Consider the following 18,895-nt stretch of genomic DNA (forward strand, 5'->3'; position numbering starts at 1 on the left):
GATGATCAAAGAAGTGATAGTTGTCGAAGGACGAGACGATACGGTGGCTGTAAAACGGGCTGTAGAGGCCGATACGATCGAAACCGGAGGATCTGCCATCAACCGCCGCACGCTTGAGCGGATTGCGCTTGCTCAGGAACGTCGCGGAATTATTATATTGACGGACCCGGACCATGCCGGGGAGCGTATCCGCAAGATTATCGACAGCAAGGTCCCTGGCTGCAAGCATGCTTTTATTCCGGAAGCCGATGCCACTCGAAAAGGTGATATCGGGGTGGAGAATGCTTCGCCGGAGGCAATTCGTCATGCGCTGGAACGTGTACACACTTCATTTGAAGGAGCGGAAAGCCAGATTGGCTTGGATGATCTGATTGAAGCAGGACTCCTGGTTCACCCTCAGGCTGCGGCAAGACGGATGATCATGGGTAATCTGCTGGGGATCGGTTATTGTAATGGGAAACAGTTTCATAAACGGCTGGCAATGTTTCAAATATCACGCGAGGAATTTGTATCAGCGCTTGCCCAGCTCGAAGAGGGAGGCACGGAGATATGACACGGATAGAGGATATTTCAACTCCGAGAAGAACGAAGGAGATTATTTCGCGGCACGGGTTCTCATTCAAGAAGAGTCTCGGGCAAAATTTTCTCATCGATCAAAATATACTGTACAAAATTGTTGAGGCAGCAAATTTAAGCAAGGACAAGGGTGCGCTGGAGATTGGCCCGGGTATCGGCGCCCTGACGGAGAAGCTGGCACAGACTGCAGGCACTGTAACCGCTGTAGAGATCGACCAGAGGCTGATACCGATCCTTCAGGAGGTGCTGGAGCCATATCCGAATGTAAAAGTGCATCACGGCGATGTATTGAAGGTGGACCTGAAGGAGCTGTTCCGGACGAATTTTGGTGATGTGACAAAGGTCAGTGTGGTAGCCAATCTGCCTTACTATGTTACAACACCGATATTGATGAGACTGCTGGAAGAGAAGCTGCCGCTTGAGAATATCGTCGTTATGATTCAAAAAGAGGTGGCTGTTCGTATGGCTGCTTCGCCGGGAAGCAAGGATTACGGCAGCCTGAGCATTGCTGTTCAGTACTACAGCGAGCCTAAGCTTGTGTGTACGGTTCCGCATACGGTCTTTATTCCCCAGCCTAATGTAGAATCAGCAGTCATCCGCCTGCAGGTACGGGACAAGCCTCCTGTTGAGGTTGACGATGAGAGCCACTTCTTTGAGGTTATACAGGCTTCTTTCGCCCAGCGGCGCAAAACCATTGCCAATAATCTGAAAGTCCGCTTTTTCCCGGGGGAGGGACGTGAGCGGTTAGAGCAGCTGCTCCAGGAGGCAGAGATTGACCCCTCACGGCGCGGAGAGACGCTCAGCATTGAAGAATATGCCCGGCTTAGCCGTGTATTTCTGAAAGCGGGTATACGTTAAATAAATAAGCAGACGCCATGATTCATGGCAAGGGCGCAGTCTTTAAGGCTGCGTCTTTTTTTGTGTCCGACAGGATATGTGCACCGTATTTTTACATCGTATATGAACCAATCCTTATAAAAGCCCATACGATAGAGGTAGGGGTGGTGTTGTTATGAATTTTGGAGACTTGGTCGTTCGTAGATCGTACGGCGGCGATGTGACGTTCCGGGTGGAGGGTATACATCAGAATACAGCCATCATTAAAGGAACGGACTTTCGGCTGCTGGCCGACTCGCCCCTTGGGGACCTGGTAAAAGTGCCGCATCCTGCGATGAGCGAACGGACGAAACAGGCACAGATTAAAGCAAATGAATCCTTAAGCTACTTGCAAAAATACCGTCAGGAGCAGAGCGAGCGCCGACTGGCGGATTTGAGAAACGAATGGGGAGCAGGGGAAAAGGGGTATTTTGATGTACCTGGTAAAGTGCTGCATCTCGATGGCGACCCCCTTTATCTGAAAAAAAGCCTGAATCTATACAACCAGCTGCGGGTTCCGGCCGAGGGACATTATATTCATGAGGCGTCTATGGCTGATGCTCTGTACCGAATGCTGCCGCGCGTTCGTCCGGATATCGTTGTCATTACCGGACACGATGGCGTTTTGAAAAGAAGTGAATCACGTAACTTGTATAGTTTGGACAGCTACAAAAATTCGCAAAACTTCGTGAAAGCAGTCCAAGTCGCAAGGCAATATGAACGTAATCTGGATACTCTTATTATCGTAGCAGGTGCATGCCAGTCGCATTTTGAGGCACTGCTTCAGGCTGGAGCGAATTTTGCGAGCTCTCCGGGCCGGGTGCTGATACATGCCCTGGATCCGGTTTATGTGGCCGCCAAGACGGCATCTACGTCTCTTCGTGACACCGTCAATCTGAACGATATTCTTCATAATACGGTCAGCGGCAGTCAGGGTATGGGGGGGATAGAAACCCGCGGAACCTATCGAATAGGCCAGCCTCGTCTAAACGATTTATCAACATTAAAGGTAACTCCCTCGATTAGCTAAAGCCGCCACCTAGGGAGGATTATAGGAATTCATGCCATAGGTCTAAAAACCCCTATCCTGGGGTTTTTTTAGGTTCAAATTGCACATACTACGAACGATCATGAGCACACCCACTTATCAACGATTTTGGACAAGCTATGAAAAGATTACGTAAAATGTACATATTTGTTGTCAGTTTTGCGCATAATAACACATCAATGATCGATGTTTGAATGTTCAAAAAAAATTCGTTGACAATACAATTTTAGTGCTGATATAATTAATGGTTTTGATTTGACAAGATTATGGCAAATTGGTATAATGGACAAGGAAAGAGGTGGTCGTCGACAATGGCTAAAAATGCGCTGTTGGAAATCAAACGCAGTTTGGATGCTCATCTTGGGCAAAAAATTACGCTGCGGGCAAACGGTGGTCGCCGCAAGACCGTTGAGCGTACTGGTGTTTTGGAAGAAACGTACCCTTCTGTTTTCATTGTAAAGCTGGATCAAGACCAGCAAACCTTTAAACGAGTGTCTTATAGTTATGCAGATGTATTAACCGAGACGGTAGAAATCATGGTTGTGGATGAAGACTGCCAACTTCGTATAACTTACGTTAAGTCATAACTTTTTGTAGTGCAGAACAGTATCCAGCAGTGGGTGCTGTTTTTTGTTGCCATAGGATAAGGGAATGAGGGGGCAGGCTCATGGTACATACTAAGGATGGACGTAATTGATCCTTACCCTATTCATAAGGAGGCAGGTATACATGAGCCGAAGAAGACGGAGTATGATGTCTGAAGAGCTGAAGAATGAGCTGGCCAAGGAACTGGGGTTCTATGATACAGTACAGAAAGAGGGCTGGGGCAGCATAAAGGCAAGTGATGCCGGGAATATGGTCAAGAAGGCCATCGAGCTTGCTGAGAGAGCTGCCCGCCAGTCAGAACAATAAACGAAGAATAGGGGCTTCCGGCTGTCGGAGGTCCCTTTTTCACCTTGGCATGCTGGAAACGGGCAGGTTTTTATAGATATAGAAATGACTTCGAAGCGCCTGTTTGTTAATATAAAGTCATTAGATGTTTTTTCTGTAATGTGATAAGTTGTGCTTATGGGAAAAGCTAAGGATAGGTGAACTTTCTTGAAAATATACGAAAAAGCGCCTGCGAAGATAAACTTGATGCTGGATGTGCTGCATAAGAGGCCTGACGGGTTCCATGAAGTAGAGATGGTTATGACGATGATCGATCTGGCAGACCGGCTGGAGATGTCCGAGCAGTCAAGAGATACGATAATAATCACGAGTCAGGCAGGTTACATTCCCTTGGATGAGAAGAACCTGGCTTTTCAGGCGGCCAGGCTTATTAAGGAGCGTTATGAAGTCAGAACAGGGGTACATATTCATCTGGATAAAAATATTCCCGTCGCTGCGGGCCTTGCAGGAGGGAGCAGTGATGCAGCTGCCACTCTGCGCGGCTTGAACCGCCTCTGGAACTTGAATATTCCTATTCAGGAGCTATTGGATCTGGGTGCAGAGCTCGGCTCTGATGTCCCATTCTGCGTAACGGGAGGATCTGCACTTGCGACAGGCCGCGGTGAAATATTAACTCCGGTTCCGAATCCTCCGCAGTGCTGGGCTGTGGTGGCCAAGCCGCCGATTAATGTGTCTACAGCGGAGGTGTATGGCCGCTTACGCAGTGACAGCATACAACATCACCCATCGGCTAAGGAAATGGTCGCAGCCCTGGAAGAGGGGGATTTTCATAAAATGTGCAGATCTCTCGGCAACGTGCTGGAGGAGGTTACACTGAAGCTTCATCCTGAGGTTCAACAGCTGAAGGATTCGATGATCAAGCTTGGTGCTGACGGGGTATTGATGTCCGGGAGTGGACCGACGGTATTCGGCCTGGTTTCTAAAGAGTCCAAGGTTGCCCGGATCTATAACGGGTTAAGAGGATTCTGTAAGGAAGTCTATGCTGTCAGATTATTAACGTAAATGGCATACTCCACAGCAGGAGTTTGGTATATCCTTGTGGAAAAACGTACGAAAGTGTTATATTTACATTATAATATTCGGATTTAGCGAGGAAACCACGTGAAAAAACTAAAACGAAGTGAACGATTAGTCGACATGACTCAATATTTATTATCTGAACCGCATACCTTGATTCCGTTAACCACGTTTGCGGAGCGTTATGGCTCTGCAAAGTCGTCTATTAGTGAGGATTTGACGATCATCAAGGAAGTGTTTGAGAACGATGGCATCGGTGAACTGAATACGCTTGCTGGAGCAGCCGGGGGAGTGAAGTATATACCAAAGCTGCGGAACGATCATGCGCTTTCTTTTGCCGAGGAACTATGCCGCAAGCTGCAGCAGACTGACCGGATTCTTCCGGGCGGCTATTTGTATATGTCTGATTTACTGGGAGAGCCTTCCCTGATGAACGAAGCGGGCAAAATTTTTGCCACGGCCTTTGCTGATCGGGAGATCGATGTAGTGATGACCGTAGAAACCAAGGGGATTCCGCTTGCTTATGCTACGGCCGCTCAGTTAAACCTGCCGGTCGTTCTTGTGCGCCGTGACCATCAAGTGACAGAAGGATCCGCCGTTAGCATTAACTACGTCTCAGGATCGCATAAAAGCATACACACGATGTCTCTATCACGCAGAGCGCTTAAAGAGCATTCCCGCGTTCTGATCGTCGATGACTTCATGAAGGCGGGTGGAACAATTCAGGGGATGATGGATCTGCTGGTTGAATTCAACGCTGAAGTTGCAGGGGTCGGTGTGCTTCTGGAGTCCGGTGCGGTTGAGTCGGAGGAACGGTTACTGCAGAACTACACCTCCCTTGCGAGACTCTCGGATGTAGATTCCAAGAGTAAGACAATAACCGTTAGTCCCGGAAATTATTTCGAAAAATAGGTCTGGCGGTATTTGTCGATAACCAGAAGATTTACAGCGAATGAGCACGAAGTCTGTCGAAAACCCTACTATCTAAAAAAAATTCCTGTTTTTAGGACATTTTCTAAATAAAAAAAGAAGGAATTCGGTTTGCTATGTGGAATTATACACCAAGTCTCTGATGGAAAAAGGTGGTGAACACATATGCAAATTACGGATGTCAGACTCCGCCGTGTAAACTCTGAGGGGAGAATGAAGGCAATCGCATCCATTACCATCGATAATGAATTTGTCGTTCACGACATTCGCGTTATCGACGGTAACAATGGAATGTTTGTTGCAATGCCGAGCAAGCGCACTCCAGATGGAGAGTTCCGCGACATTGCCCATCCGATTTCTTCCGGTACCCGCGAGAAGATTCAGTCCGCTGTATTGGCTGAGTACGAACGTGCTGCTACTGAAGAGGAAGTCATTGAAGAAGGCGCTTAAGATTTACAATTGGGGTTCAAGGAAAAGAGAGCCATACTTATGGCTCTCTTTTCTTTTTTTCTAGAATGAGATATATTCAGTAGTGAGTTCAAGAGGAGGAGGCAGGGCCCTTGAAAAGATTAGCTATTGTGCTCGCCGCTGGGCAGGGCAAACGAATGAAATCAAAACTTTATAAAGTTCTTCACCCCGTCTGCGGGAAACCGATGGTGGGTCATGTATTGAAAACTGTAGGTCAAGTAAACTGCGAGCGCAGTGTTGTCGTTGTTGGTCATGGAGCGGAAACCGTTCGTTCTTACCTTGGAGACGCTGCTGAATATGTGCTGCAGGCAGAGCAGCTTGGAACCGGCCATGCCGTGAAACAAGCAAAAGAGCTTCTGGGAGATGAACAGGGTTCTACGATTGTAATTTGCGGTGATACACCACTTGTCACTTCTGAGACACTGGAGGGACTGCTTGCGCTGCATGAGAATAACAAGGCGGCTGCGACCGTGCTTACTGCTCATATGGACAACCCTAAAGGCTATGGCCGGGTGATCCGGGATGAGGAAGGCAAGGTACTGCGCATTGTGGAGCAGAAGGATTGCAGTCCGGAAGAGGATGCTGTAAGTGAAATCAATACAGGGACATACTGTTTTGATAATGCTAAATTGTTTGATGCGCTTGAGAAAGTAACAAACCATAATGCGCAGCAAGAATACTATTTGACGGATGTTATCGGGATCTTGAAAGAAGCTGGTGAGATTGTTATGGCCTACCAGACCGAGGATCCTGCTGAGTCAATTGGCGTCAATGACCGATTTGCCTTATCACAAGCTGAAGGTTATATGCGCGAACGTATCACACGCCGCCATATGCTGAACGGGGTTACGATAATTGATCCTGCTTCAACCTATATTGGTGCAGATGTGACCATAGGCGCAGACACAATCCTTTATCCGGGTACTATACTAAAAGGGAACACTGTTATCGGCAGCCAGTGCGAGATTGGACCAAACAGCGAGCTTGAAGATTCAGTCGTTGCAGATGGAGCGACTATAAAATACTCTGTTCTCAATCAGGCTGAAGTCGGAGCAGACTCAACGGTTGGCCCGTTTGCTTATTTGCGCCCAGGCGCTAAGCTAGGAGAGAAGGTTAAGGTTGGCGACTTCGTTGAAGTGAAAAACGCTACAATTGAAGACGGATCAAAGGTGTCCCATCTAAGTTATATCGGAGACGCTAAAGTGGGTAAGAACGTCAATGTCGGTTGCGGTGCAATAACTGTTAATTATGATGGTTATAATAAATCTGTCACCGAAATTGAGGATGATGCTTTTATCGGAAGCAATGTTAACTTAATTGCACCGGTTAAAGTAGGTAAAGGTGCGTTTATCGTAGCTGGTACCACCGTCACTCATTCTGTACCGGATAATGACCTGGCAATAGGAAGAGTACGGCAAGAGAACAAACCTGGATACGCCGAGAAAATCCGGGCACGCGCTATAGCGAAGAAGAACAGTAAGAAACAATCATAGTTGCTGTCCTCTTATTAGCCAAAAGCGGTGACGGGCAGCCTAATTCAATGAACCAGCACGGAGGGTTTCTATTTTATGACTTATCTAGATTCTAAATTGAAAATTTTCACATGTAATTCCAATCCGAAGCTAGCCCACCAAATTGCCGATTATATCGGTATCCCGATGGGGGAGTCCCACACAACCAGTTTCAGCGATGGTGAGATTCAAGTAAAACTCTCTGAGAGCGTTCGTGGTTGTCATGTTTACATCGTTCAGTCCACATGCGCTCCGGTAAATGACAACCTGATGGAGCTTCTAGTTATGGTGGATGCGCTGAAGCGGGCTTCTGCAAAGAGCATCAATGTGGTTATCCCATACTATGGTTATGCTCGTCAGGACCGTAAGGCTCGTTCACGTGATCCGATTACAGCGAAGCTGGTTGCAAATCTCATTGAGAAGGCTGGTGCACATCGTGTGATCACGATGGATCTGCATGCGATGCAGATTCAGGGCTTCTTCGATATCCCTGTAGATCATCTGCTAGGCGTACCGATCATTGCGCAGTACTTCCGTTCCAAGCAGATCGAGAATCCGGTTGTTGTGTCTCCTGACCACGGTGGTGTGGTTCGTGCAAGAAAACTGGCTGATTTCTTGAATGCTCCGCTTGCCATCATCGATAAACGGCGTCCGGAACCCAATGTAAGTGAAGTTATGAATATTATCGGAAATATCGAGGGCAAGACGGCTATTCTGATCGATGACATTATCGATACAGCCGGAACGATTGTTCTCGGTGCCAATGCTCTTATGGAAGGCGGCGTTAAAGAGGTTTACGCTTGCTGTACACATCCTGTGCTTTCAGGTCCGGCGATGGAGAGATTGGAGAATTCTCCGCTTAAGGAAGTTGTCGTGACGGATACCATTCCAATTACACATGATAATCCGAGCAGTAAGCTGACTGTATTGTCGGTTGCTCCACTCATGGGTGAAGCGATTATCCGTGTCCATGAAGAATTATCGATCAGCAAGCTGTTCGAGATTGAATAATACCTGCTATACCTTTCAGGGTTACGTTTCCTAAGACAGGAAATGTAACCCTTATCGGCTATAGCGGGGGTTTTTGTGCAGCTGAACTTAAACCCGGGAAATCGGTTACAATACTATACGTGCAGGCAATCAGTATCCTGGACGTGAGATGAAGATACAGGAGTTCCTGTTATACAGGGTCCCTTCAATTTCAACAAAATGGGAGTCTACTGCGGTAATAAGACCAATATTAAGATGACATCCTTGCTCGTATACCTGCACCGGGATCGTGTGCTTCATGTGGTATTGAAAATGGCTATGATGGGTTAGCCTTTGTTCATTATTTTTCAATGCCAGTCCACCTTCTTACTGTAAAGGGTATGGAATAGGGTTATTGTTCATATTGTACTCAGAAAGTTATAAAGAAGGAAGTATAAATAGAGAAAGGAATCACGCCGAAATGAAATGGATTGTCGGATTGGGTAACCCAGGTCCAGCTTATGAAAAAACTCGCCATAATGTTGGTTTTATGGCGCTTGATGCGCTTTCTGAGCGTCATGGGATGAAATTTACAAATCATAAGTCGAAATCAATGATAGCTGAAGGCTTCATTGGGGGTAAGAAGACAGTACTGATCAAACCCATGACCTTTATGAATCTATCGGGTGAAGCTGTACGGGCTTTTATGGATTACTATAAGGCTGATTTGGAAGATATGATTGTCGTATATGATGATTTGGATACGGCAGTAGGAAAGGTAAGACTTAGATATCAAGGCAGCGCCGGCGGACATAACGGGATTAAGTCCATTATTCAGCACACGGGAACCCAGTCGTTTAACCGGGTAAGAATGGGGATTTCCAGACCAGAGCCGGGGCATGCAGTCGTGGATTATGTTCTCGGCGTTTTTCCGAAACGTGAACAGGAACAACTAAAAGAAATGATCGAAACAACCTGCGATGCGTTAGAATATAGTCTGGATCATACTTTTGAACAAACGATGGCGAAATTTAACGGAGCATAGCCAGACGGTTCAAGTTGTGGTCTGAAAGACTTCTAAGCCGGGCATACTGAAGGTATAAACGACCTTCAGGAGGCATATGATGGCGATAAACTACATTTGCAGACACTGTCTTACCTTTCAAGGCAGAATTGAATCCCGGGATATCTCCGAATCGCAGCTTGGATTCGATTCCTTGACCGCCGAGGAGCGCAAGGATATAATAGCGTATGATTTTAACGGGGAAGTTACTGTACGGATCACGTGCGATCATTGCAAGGAAGCACTGGAAATGCATCCGGAGCTCAGTCTTTTGGCGAGTCCTCTGCAGTAACAGAACTGCTTTACAATGCGTATCATGTTGTAACGTTAGATGGACAAGAACGCGGCTCACGAAAGGCCGCGATTTAGCCTTGGCAGCTTGCTGAGGCTTCTTTTCGATTACACATTTTTGATAATAAATTTATTCGTTCGCATAAGAGAGGTGCCCCTTTTGTTACAAGCACTTATTGATGTCTTTTCGGAAGATTCGGATTTTAAGTCTATTGCGGCCGGTACATCGGCAGGTATGAAAGAGCAGCTTATTTCAGGTTTATCCGGTTCATCCAGACAGGTCATGATGGCTGCCCTATTTAAGAACCAAGAACGTCCAATGCTCGTCATTACCCATAATATGTTCTCAGCACAGAAAATTGCTGACGACCTTCAGGAGATTTTATCGCCTGACCAGGTGCTGCTGTACCCGGCCAACGAGCTGGTAGCAGCGGAATCAGCAGTATCCAGCCCAGAGGCTCTAGCTCAGCGGATTGATGTAATGCATCGCTGTGCACGCGGCTTCCGGGGTATTGTCGTGGCTCCATTTTCCGGTGTGCGTCGCCTGCTGCCTGCCCCTGAAATCATGGCAGAAGCCCGGATTACATTGAACGATGGGGGAACGCTTACACTTGACTCATTCCTGAATCAGATGATTGAGATGGGATATGAGCGTGTCGAGCGAGTAGAGAGCCGCGGTGAGATGAGTGTCCGCGGAGGAATTATTGATTTCTATCCGATGACAACGGACTATGCCTACCGTTTGGAGCTGTTTGACGAGGATATTGATTCAATTCGTACTTTTGATCCTTCGGATCAGCGCTCTATTGATAAAGTGAAAGAAGTGGTTATTACCCCGTGCAAAGAAATTATTGCGGATGCGGAGCGGCTTAGCCGTGCCGCAGGCACGATCGCTAGAATGCTGGATGCCCAGCTGGAAAGAATGACCGACCGACAAGCAAAGCTTCACCTGCGCGAGGAAATAAACCGCGAGATCGAAATGCTGCGTGAGCGTGTGTATTTCCCTGAGATGTATAAATATATCTCATTGCTATATCCGGAGAAGACACATTTATATGATTATATGCCAGAGGATACGGTGCTTGTTCTGGATGAGCCGTCCCGCCTGCTTGAAACAGGGAAGCAGCTGGAGCGCGACGAAGCGGAATGGAATCTTCATTTGATGCAGCACGGCAAGTCTTTACCAGACCTGGATTTATCAATGGGTAGCGATGAAGTGATCTACCAGCATCGGTTCCAGACACTGCTTATTTCCATGTTCCTGCGCCAGGTGCCAAGAATCCAGCCTCAGAATATCGTTAACTTTATTACCCGGGGAATGCAGGATTTCCACGGACAGATGAATGTACTGAAGGCGGAGATGGAGCGGTGGCAAAAAACAGGCGTTAAGGTCATGATGCTGGCCGGCGGGCCTGAACGTATGGACCGAATGAGAAGGGTCCTGCAGGATTATGGCATTAATGAGCCCATTATGCTTGAGGGAAGCCTTCAGAACGGCTTTGAAATCCCTTCGGTTCATACAGCTATCATCACTGAAGCTGAAATGTTCTCCCAGAAGCAGCGCAAAACACGTAAAACGAACAAAAATATGGATAACGCTGAACGAATCAAGAGCTATACCGAACTCAAGGTCGGCGATTATGTTGTCCATCGAAATCATGGTATTGGTAAGTACCTGGGTATTGGAACACTCGAAATTAACGGCATTCACAAGGACTACATGCATATCCTCTATGCCGGAGGTGACAAGCTGTCCGTCCCTATCGAGCAGATCGATCTGATTCAGAAATATGTGGGGTCAGAGGACAAGGAGCCTAAAGTTTACAAGCTCGGAGGCAATGAATGGACACGGGTTAAGAATAAGGTGCGTTCCTCCGTCCAGGATATTGCTGATGACCTGATCAAGCTTTATGCTGAACGTCAGTCTGCGCCGGGCTACGGTTTTGAGAAGGATACATCAGAGCAGAAGGAATTTGAGGATCTGTTCCCATATGATGAAACACATGACCAGCTTCGGGCTATCGAAGAGATTAAGAAGGACATGGAGCAGAATCGTCCGATGGACCGACTGCTTTGTGGCGATGTAGGGTATGGTAAGACAGAGGTGGCTGTTCGAGCTGCCTTTAAGGCTGCAATTGAAGGCAAGCAGGTAGCTGTTCTGGTGCCTACAACCATTCTGGCTCAACAGCATTACGAGACGTTCCGTGAGCGGTTCTCGAACTATCCAATCAATATTGAGGTACTCAGCCGGTTCCGCAGTCGCAAGGAGCAGAATGAGACAATTAAGAAGGTCAAGCAGGGGACCGTTGATATTTTGATCGGAACGCATCGTCTTTTGTCACAGGATCTGGTGTTTAAAGACTTGGGACTGCTTATTGTCGATGAGGAGCAGCGTTTTGGCGTGACCCATAAGGAGAAGCTTAAGCGGCTCAAGACGAACGTGGATGTGCTGACGCTGACGGCTACTCCGATCCCGCGGACACTTCATATGTCTATGCTGGGTGTCCGGGATTTGTCGGTTATTGAGACGCCGCCGGAAAACCGCTTCCCGGTGCAGACCTATGTCGTTGAGCACAGCCAGACACTCGTCAGAGAGGCGATCGAACGGGAGCTCGCCCGCGGTGGACAGGTATATTATCTATACAACCGGGTGCAGGGGATCCAGGAGATGGCTGCCCAAATTTCGATGCTGGTCCCTGAGGCCAAAGTTGGGGTTGGGCATGGTCAAATGTCTGAATCGGAATTAGAGAAGACAATTCTTGACTTCCTGGACGGCGAATACGATGTGCTTGTAAGCACCAGTATTATCGAGACAGGTGTGGATATTCCGAATGTGAATACATTGATTGTGCATGATGCGGACAAAATGGGATTATCCCAGTTGTATCAATTGCGCGGCCGTGTGGGTCGTTCCAACCGGATCGCATACGCCTACTTTACGTACCAGCGTGACAAGGTGCTGACCGAAGTGGCAGAGAAACGCCTTCAGTCGATCAAGGAATTCACAGAGCTTGGCTCTGGCTTTAAAATCGCTATGCGCGACTTGTCCATTCGCGGAGCAGGTAACCTGCTTGGCGCGGAACAGCACGGATTCATTGCATCCGTCGGATTCGACCTGTACTCTCAGATGCTGGCTGAGGAAATACAGAAGCGTAAAGTAAGCATGCTTGGTGAGCCGGTCATTCCATCAGAACACTGGAATACTTCAATCGATCTCGGGATTGATGCTTATTTGCCTTCGGATTACATTTATGACAGCATTCAAAAGATCGAAATATATAAAAAGGTGGCCGTTGTATCCTCCTTTGATGAAGCGGCTGAGCTGGAGGATGAATTGCTTGACCGGTTTGGTGAACTCCCTCAAGCTGTACAGAATCTGCTGGCGGTTTCCAGACTCAAAGTGTATGGACGCATGTATGGAATCGATTCAATTACGCAGCGTGGAGACGATATCCTTTTGCAGTTCTACGAAGGACAGGATAAAGCTGTAAATACGGCCCAACTTGCCGAAATTGGAAATCTATTTGAAAGACGTGTACAATTTGAACAGGGCCCTCACATGCAGATCCGCCTCAAGGGTAAGGGATTATCGGATCAACAGCTGCTCGAGCTGTTAGAGAGATTTTTGGATGCCGCCAGAGAGCCATTCAACCGGAAGGGAGATTTACAGAATGCCGTCAAGAAATAAGAAGGCGTGGAAAACGTTTATCGTTTCACTCACTGCTGTTATGTCAATGTCGGTGCTTGCTGCTTGCGGCAACGACAGTAAAGATACTGCACAACCACAGGATAATAGCAAAGTTGTAGTGAAGTACAAGGGTGGAGAAATTACGGAGAAGGAGTTCGAACTGGAACAGAATATGATGCGGTTCATTTCTCCGGAATCTGCTCAGCTCCTGACAATGGACCCATTCAAAGAATATTTGGCCAAGCAGGGAGTAACCTATGAGTATCTCTATGCCAACGCCAGTGAAGATGCCAAGAAAGCTGCCAAAACTCAAGCCGACGATCTTGTCAAAAAGAATAAGGACGCTATGGGTGAGGAGCAGTTTAAAAAAGCCTTGGAAGAGCAGAAGCTGACAGAGCAGGATTTCAGCAACTATATGCTCAAAATTCTCACTGTCATGGAAGACCAGAAGAACAAGGTGACGGAAGACGAGATCAAGAAGCAGTTCGAGAGCGATAAAGAAGGCTACACGATCATTAGCGTCCGGCATGTACTGATCGGCTTCAAAGACGCGGAAGGCAATGAGCGTAAAAAGGAAGATGCTTTAAAACTCGCAAATGAGGTTAAATCTAAGTTGGAAAAAGGCGAGGATTTTGCCAAAGTTGCTAAAGAGTACTCCGAAGACCCGGGCTCTAAGGACAATGGTGGCCTCTATGAGAACAAGGAAGCCCGTACCTGGGTGCCTCAGTTCAAAGAGAAGGCACTGACGCTCCCTCTGAACAAGATCAGCGATCCTGTTGAGACGGATTACGGTTACCATATCATGAAGGTTGAAAGCCGTAAGGAAGTTACCTTCGACACACTTAGTGACATTCAGAAGGATACTATTCATGCCGACCTGGCTTCTGCTAAAGTCGATAATTTCATGAAGAACGAGCTAAATGATCTGATTGAAAAAATGGACCTTCCAAAGAGTGAAGCTTCTGGCGAATCTAAAGGTTCAACAGATGAAGGAACGAAAGACAGCGAGAAATCCGAAAAGTCCGGTAAATAAAAATCGGCTAAGCTCGGCAAGGACAGCAGTCTCAAAATCGCAATTTTCACAGTACAGTCCATCTACCAAGTCACAGTCATCCGTTGAAACTAAATCGCGCAGATGAGATTCGGTTTCCTGCCGACCAATATTTTTGCAGTCTAACCTTATTTTACATTTAATGGGTTAAGCTACGCTTATTAGGTTGTCATAGGAAGTCGGACGGTCCATAGCGCAAAAACTGCGTTATGGATTTTTCTGCTCTGACCTTTTTGGTTCAAATAGGAAATAATTTTTTTGCAACTAATATCGGGTCAGGCATGTATAAGGATATGGGAAAGGATGAATACTATGGTCAGACATTACACTTTATACCTGGGGACATCCTCTTCTTGTATCGAACAGTAGTTGAAAAATCTTCTTAAGAAAGTGGGGCAACATGAAAATGAAAGCTACTGGAATTGTCCGCCGAATTGATGACCTCGGGCGCGTGGTCATCCCAAAAGAAATTAGACGCACATTGAGAATCCGTGAAGGAGATCCACTTGAGATTTTTGTTGATCGGGATGGGGAAGTTATTTTGAAGAAGTACTCCCCGATCGGTGAATTGGGTGACTTCGCGAAGGAATATGCTGAATCGCTTTATGAAGGTACAGGCCATATTACGATCATTTCTGACCGCGATACATTTATCGCAGTAGCAGGAGGCTCCAAGAAGGAATACTTGGACAAGCCGATCGGTAATTTGTTGGAAAACTGCATGGAGAACCGCAAGACTGTACTTGAAACTAACACAGGCACATACGAAATCAGTAAAGATAATCCAGAGGAATTCTCAAGCTTTGTAGCAGCTCCGATCGTTACAGGCGGAGACCCAATCGGCTGCGTTCTGCTGTTGAACAAAGACGATTCGGTGTCTATGGGTGAGCTGGAAACGAAGATGGCTGAAACAGCTGCTGCGTTCCTCGGCAAGCAAATGGAGCAATAAGATCCTCAAGGCTCCTTCCTGATTAAAGGATAATAGACTCCCTCTGATCATCGAACCGAACCGGTTCGGGGCAGACGGGAGTTTTTCTGTTATAAGACTCAAGTTTTGAGTCTGTGTTCTTGTTGCGGTTATAATGGAGTATCAAAAGCTCTGTTATACGGGCATAGCAAGGGAATGGACACTGAGGATGAAACCGAATGAATCTGGTTCAAAGCTTCTTCAAGGGGCCTTTATACTTAGTGCGGCGGCTATTGTTTCCAAACTCATAGGCACGCTGCAAAAAATACCGCTGCAGAATATGGGCGGTGACGCGGTATTTGGAATTTATAATACGGTCTACCCGCTTTATACAATGATTATTACGATAGCGATTGCCGGGTTTCCGGCAGCTCTATCGAAGTATGTTGCTGAATATGAAGCAGCAGGACGCCGGGAAGAGAGCCGAAGGATGGTTCGTATATCCACGGCTGCGCTCGTCATCTTTGGTCTTGTGCTTGGCGTAGCCATGTATTTAGGCGCGCCGGTATTAGGAGCATGGATTGGTGATGAGCACGTCGTTCCGGCACTGCGCAGTGGAGCTATTGCACTTGCCTTTGTGCCATGGATGGCGCTCTTGCGGGGATATTTTCAAGGACTGCATAACATGGTGCCTACGGCTGTTTCACAAATTGTGGAGCAAAGCATTCGGGTAGCTGTTATGATTGGCCTTCTCCTGTATATGATTCAAGCAGGGGCTGGGGTTGATGAAATTGCGGCGGGTGCCTTGTTCGGATCAGCAGCAGGAGGAGCAGCAGGGCTGCTGGTTATGGCAGTTTACTGGCACAAGGAAACCTCTTCACATCGCAGGACGAAATCCGCGGGTGCAGATGCCAAGGCAGAATCGGGGACCCTTTCGGGAAGCACTGTGCCGTCTCAACAAGCGGCAGGACCCCTTCCGGAGCGGGAAGGCTCCGGGCAGATGTTACGGCGATTGACGGTTTATGCATTGCCGATCTGCTTGAGTGCACTTGCTGTACCGTTAATCGGCTTGGTTGACACATTTACCGTACCGAGACTCCTCAAATCCACCGGTTTGTCCGGTGAATCGGTCATGGCTCAGTTCGGTATTTACAATCGCGGTCTGCCGCTTGTGCAGCTTGTGACGATGATGGCTACCTCGCTCTCTGTATTGTTTATCCCCGCCTTGGCGGAGACCAAGTTCAAGGGGCAAGGAGACCTTGTAGCAAACCAGTGCCGCATGGCACTGCGCTGGTTCTGGCTGCTCGGCCTTGCAGCCTCATTTGGGCTGGCGATCCTGGCTGTGCCGATTAATATCATGCTATATCAGGATACAGTAGGCAGTACGGTAATGAGGTGGGTTGCTTTTACAGCCGTTGGCGGAACGCTCAGCATCATTTCTGCTGCACTGCTTCAGGGCATCGGGAGAGTAAAGGCCCCAGCTGTACATCTGCTGGTGGGCGCTCTGCTTAAGCTGGGCCTTAATCTGCTGCTGGTTCCCAAGCTGGGCATTACCGGTGCAGCCATAGCCGGTGTAGCAGCCCATTTTACTGCAGCGATCCTGAACGTGTTTTTACTGGCTCGTACGGTGGGATTCAAGCTGAACGCCGTGGATTTGCTGTTAAAGCCTGCTGTCGTCATTACAGGGCTTACACTTGCAGCCTGGGCCATGAGCGGAGCCGTATCCGGTATGTTTACCGTGCTGGGTAACGGCTCAGGCCGTCTGGGTGCAGCGGCCGCGAGTTTGGCCGGAGTTACGGCCGGGGGCGCAGTATTTCTTGCGGGCACTGTGCTTGTTAAGCTGCTTACAGAAGAGGAACTTCGGATGCTGCCCAAGGTCGGAGGGCCGCTCGCAGACATGCTTAAAGCGATTCGTATTCTGCGCTGACCATGGACCAGGGCGTGAGATGTCTTTCTGACTGTGGTATAGTAGTGTACGAAAAACACCGCCACATGAGCGGGCGAAGAGCGGAGGAAGCCTTATGAGTGCAGCCATTACGGTTGTTGGCCTTGGATCCGGCAATCCGGACAGGCTGACATTGGGTATTATGAAAACACTGCAGGACGCTGCCACAGTATACGTACGCACCTTGTCTCATCCTGTGATCACCACACTTGAGGAACTGGATATAATTATGGAATCGTTTGATCATGTATATGAGAGTCATGATACGTTTCCGGAGGTATATGATAATATTGCTTCCGCACTGATCAAATCGGCGCTTGCTGAAGACAGCGGTGGTGAAATCGTCTATGCCGTTCCTGGACATCCAATGGTGGCAGAAGCGACTGTAAAGCTGCTTCGGGAGCGCTGCCCGGAGCAGAATATTACACTAACCGTACTTGGTGGAGAAAGCTTCCTTGATGAGGCATTCGTCAGTCTCGGCTTTGATCCCATTGAAGGCTTTCAACTGCTGGATGCAGCCGAGCTGCGCAGCAGCTTTATCCAGCCGCAGCTTCATACGTTAATCGGTCAGGTTTATGACATGTTCACCGCCTCAGAGGTAAAGCTTGCGCTCATGGACATCTATCCTGATGATTATGAGGTGGTAGTTGGACATGCACTCGGCGTAGAAGGTGAAGAGTCTATCGTACGCCTTCCGCTGTATGAGCTCGACCGAATTGATGGTTATGGTAATCTGTCACTGGTTTATGTGCCCCGCAGCGACGATGATGCCCTGCGCCAGCGGACTTTTGCCCGTCTTCATGAAATTGTCGGCATTCTCCGCAGCCCGGAGGGTTGTCCCTGGGACCGTGAGCAGACTCATGAATCCATACGCAAGAACCTGATTGAAGAGACATATGAGGTTCTGGAAACGATTGATGAGGATGATCCGGAGCATATGCAGGAGGAACTTGGAGACTTGCTTCTGCAAATTCTTCTCCATTCCCAGATGGAAGAGGAGCTCGGCACGTTTACTGTATATGACGTCATTCAAGGACTGAACGATAAGTTGATTTTCCGCCATCCTCATGTCTTCGGCGAGAACTCCGCCAAGAACGCCGAGGATGCCTTGCAGAACTGGGAACAGATGAAGGCAGAAGAGAAGCGGCGGAAAGGAATTGCGCCTGAGAAGCAATCGGTTCTGGATGGCGTGCCTCGCGATCTGCCCGCATTGATGAAGGCTTACAAGCTGCAGAAAAAAGCATCCAAGGTGGGCTTTGATTGGGATGATATCGAATCTGTGTTCCAGAAGATTGAGGAGGAGCTTGCCGAGCTCCGTGAAGCTGTGAACGAAGGGCAGTCTCTGGAGGACCAGGCGCTTGAGCTGGGTGACTTATTATTTGCTGTAAGTAATGCAGCCCGGTTCATCAAGGCTGATCCTGAAGAAGCGTTGACGAGAACCAACCGGAAGTTCGTTACCAGATTTCGTTATATCGAGGAGCAGCTAAAGGCCCAGGGCAAATCAGTCCAGGACAGCTCACTGCAGGAGATGGAGTCCTTATGGCAGTCAGCCAAACAAATTTCGTCATCTGACGACGGCAACAAACCGTGAAAAAAGATTATTT

17 protein-coding genes are annotated in these 18,895 nt (G+C 47.9%); all 17 read left to right on the forward strand.

Annotated features, from left to right (window positions below; translation table 11 throughout):
• The first annotated feature begins 1 nt into the window (after position 1).
• The 17 genes from rnmV to yabN all read left to right on the forward strand — a co-directional run bounded on the left by rnmV (position 2) and on the right by yabN (position 18,882).
• Positions 2-553, forward strand: coding sequence for a ribonuclease M5 (gene rnmV / locus BN1234_RS10985; RefSeq protein WP_054956710.1), 552 nt, complete (start codon positions 2-4; stop codon positions 551-553).
• Positions 550-1,434, forward strand: coding sequence for a 16S rRNA (adenine(1518)-N(6)/adenine(1519)-N(6))-dimethyltransferase RsmA (gene rsmA, locus BN1234_RS10990; protein ID WP_054956711.1), 885 nt, complete (start codon positions 550-552; stop codon positions 1,432-1,434). Before rnmV ends, rsmA begins: the two co-directional genes overlap by 4 nt.
• Positions 1,435-1,588: 154 nt before the next feature.
• Positions 1,589-2,482 (forward strand): sporulation peptidase YabG, encoded by an 894-nt coding sequence (gene yabG / locus BN1234_RS10995; protein WP_054956712.1) that lies wholly within the window; start codon positions 1,589-1,591, stop codon positions 2,480-2,482.
• Between the two features lie 329 nt (positions 2,483-2,811).
• The gene (gene veg, locus BN1234_RS11000) at positions 2,812-3,087 is read left to right on the forward strand and encodes a biofilm formation stimulator Veg (protein WP_054956713.1); all 276 of its coding nucleotides are present in this window, start codon (positions 2,812-2,814) and stop codon (positions 3,085-3,087) included.
• 142 nt (positions 3,088-3,229) lie between these two features.
• Positions 3,230-3,412: a small, acid-soluble spore protein, alpha/beta type gene (locus BN1234_RS11005; protein WP_054956714.1), complete on the forward strand. Its 183-nt coding sequence runs from the start codon at positions 3,230-3,232 to the stop codon at positions 3,410-3,412.
• Positions 3,413-3,598: 186 nt separating this feature from the next.
• Positions 3,599-4,453 (forward strand): 4-(cytidine 5'-diphospho)-2-C-methyl-D-erythritol kinase, encoded by an 855-nt coding sequence (ispE, locus tag BN1234_RS11010; RefSeq protein ID WP_054956715.1) that lies wholly within the window; start codon positions 3,599-3,601, stop codon positions 4,451-4,453.
• 99 nt (positions 4,454-4,552) lie between these two features.
• A complete protein-coding gene (gene purR, locus BN1234_RS11015; RefSeq protein ID WP_054956716.1) occupies positions 4,553-5,380 on the forward strand; it encodes a pur operon repressor in 828 nt (275 codons plus the stop codon).
• Between the two features lie 183 nt (positions 5,381-5,563).
• Complete coding sequence (gene spoVG, locus BN1234_RS11020; protein WP_006207419.1) at positions 5,564-5,848, forward strand: septation regulator SpoVG; 285 nt, start codon at positions 5,564-5,566, stop codon at positions 5,846-5,848.
• A 110-nt stretch (positions 5,849-5,958) separates the two neighbouring features.
• Positions 5,959-7,359 (forward strand): bifunctional UDP-N-acetylglucosamine diphosphorylase/glucosamine-1-phosphate N-acetyltransferase GlmU, encoded by a 1,401-nt coding sequence (gene glmU / locus BN1234_RS11025; RefSeq protein ID WP_054956717.1) that lies wholly within the window; start codon positions 5,959-5,961, stop codon positions 7,357-7,359.
• Positions 7,360-7,434: 75 nt separating this feature from the next.
• Positions 7,435-8,388, forward strand: coding sequence for a ribose-phosphate diphosphokinase (locus BN1234_RS11030; protein WP_054956718.1), 954 nt, complete (start codon positions 7,435-7,437; stop codon positions 8,386-8,388).
• A 439-nt stretch (positions 8,389-8,827) separates the two neighbouring features.
• Positions 8,828-9,391: an aminoacyl-tRNA hydrolase gene (gene pth, locus BN1234_RS11035; protein WP_054956719.1), complete on the forward strand. Its 564-nt coding sequence runs from the start codon at positions 8,828-8,830 to the stop codon at positions 9,389-9,391.
• Between the two features lie 79 nt (positions 9,392-9,470).
• Positions 9,471-9,701 (forward strand): anti-sigma-F factor Fin family protein, encoded by a 231-nt coding sequence (locus BN1234_RS11040; RefSeq protein WP_054956720.1) that lies wholly within the window; start codon positions 9,471-9,473, stop codon positions 9,699-9,701.
• 159 nt (positions 9,702-9,860) lie between these two features.
• Positions 9,861-13,388, forward strand: coding sequence for a transcription-repair coupling factor (gene mfd / locus BN1234_RS11045; protein ID WP_054956721.1), 3,528 nt, complete (start codon positions 9,861-9,863; stop codon positions 13,386-13,388).
• On the forward strand, positions 13,372-14,421 hold the full coding sequence (locus BN1234_RS11050; protein WP_054956722.1) for a peptidylprolyl isomerase: 1,050 nt from the start codon (positions 13,372-13,374) through the stop codon (positions 14,419-14,421). Before mfd ends, BN1234_RS11050 begins: the two co-directional genes overlap by 17 nt.
• A 424-nt stretch (positions 14,422-14,845) precedes the next feature.
• Positions 14,846-15,388 (forward strand): stage V sporulation protein T, encoded by a 543-nt coding sequence (gene spoVT / locus BN1234_RS11055; protein WP_054956755.1) that lies wholly within the window; start codon positions 14,846-14,848, stop codon positions 15,386-15,388.
• A 187-nt stretch (positions 15,389-15,575) separates the two neighbouring features.
• Complete coding sequence (locus BN1234_RS11060) at positions 15,576-17,273, forward strand: putative polysaccharide biosynthesis protein (protein WP_054956723.1); 1,698 nt, start codon at positions 15,576-15,578, stop codon at positions 17,271-17,273.
• A 94-nt stretch (positions 17,274-17,367) separates the two neighbouring features.
• Positions 17,368-18,882, forward strand: coding sequence for a bifunctional methyltransferase/pyrophosphohydrolase YabN (gene yabN / locus BN1234_RS11065; RefSeq protein ID WP_054956724.1), 1,515 nt, complete (start codon positions 17,368-17,370; stop codon positions 18,880-18,882).
• The last annotated feature ends 13 nt before the right edge of the window (positions 18,883-18,895 follow it).

The organism is Paenibacillus dakarensis, from assembly GCF_001373415.1.
Taxonomy (GTDB): domain Bacteria; phylum Bacillota; class Bacilli; order Paenibacillales; family Paenibacillaceae; genus Paenibacillus_AQ; species Paenibacillus_AQ dakarensis.

Bases quoted from the DNA above. Each gene is read 5' to 3' on its own strand.
- rnmV (WP_054956710.1), top strand. From the start codon at position 2: ATGATCAAAGAAGTGATAGTTGTCGAAGGACGAGACGATACGGTGGCT.
- rsmA (WP_054956711.1), top strand. From the start codon at position 550: ATGACACGGATAGAGGATATTTCAACTCCGAGAAGAACGAAGGAGATT.
- yabG (WP_054956712.1), top strand. From the start codon at position 1,589: ATGAATTTTGGAGACTTGGTCGTTCGTAGATCGTACGGCGGCGATGTG.
- veg (WP_054956713.1), top strand. From the start codon at position 2,812: ATGGCTAAAAATGCGCTGTTGGAAATCAAACGCAGTTTGGATGCTCAT.
- BN1234_RS11005 (WP_054956714.1), top strand. From the start codon at position 3,230: ATGAGCCGAAGAAGACGGAGTATGATGTCTGAAGAGCTGAAGAATGAG.
- spoVG (WP_006207419.1), top strand. From the start codon at position 5,564: ATGCAAATTACGGATGTCAGACTCCGCCGTGTAAACTCTGAGGGGAGA.
- BN1234_RS11030 (WP_054956718.1), top strand. From the start codon at position 7,435: ATGACTTATCTAGATTCTAAATTGAAAATTTTCACATGTAATTCCAAT.
- pth (WP_054956719.1), top strand. From the start codon at position 8,828: ATGAAATGGATTGTCGGATTGGGTAACCCAGGTCCAGCTTATGAAAAA.
- BN1234_RS11040 (WP_054956720.1), top strand. From the start codon at position 9,471: ATGGCGATAAACTACATTTGCAGACACTGTCTTACCTTTCAAGGCAGA.
- BN1234_RS11050 (WP_054956722.1), top strand. From the start codon at position 13,372: ATGCCGTCAAGAAATAAGAAGGCGTGGAAAACGTTTATCGTTTCACTC.
- spoVT (WP_054956755.1), top strand. From the start codon at position 14,846: ATGAAAGCTACTGGAATTGTCCGCCGAATTGATGACCTCGGGCGCGTG.
- BN1234_RS11060 (WP_054956723.1), top strand. From the start codon at position 15,576: ATGAAACCGAATGAATCTGGTTCAAAGCTTCTTCAAGGGGCCTTTATA.
- yabN (WP_054956724.1), top strand. From the start codon at position 17,368: ATGAGTGCAGCCATTACGGTTGTTGGCCTTGGATCCGGCAATCCGGAC.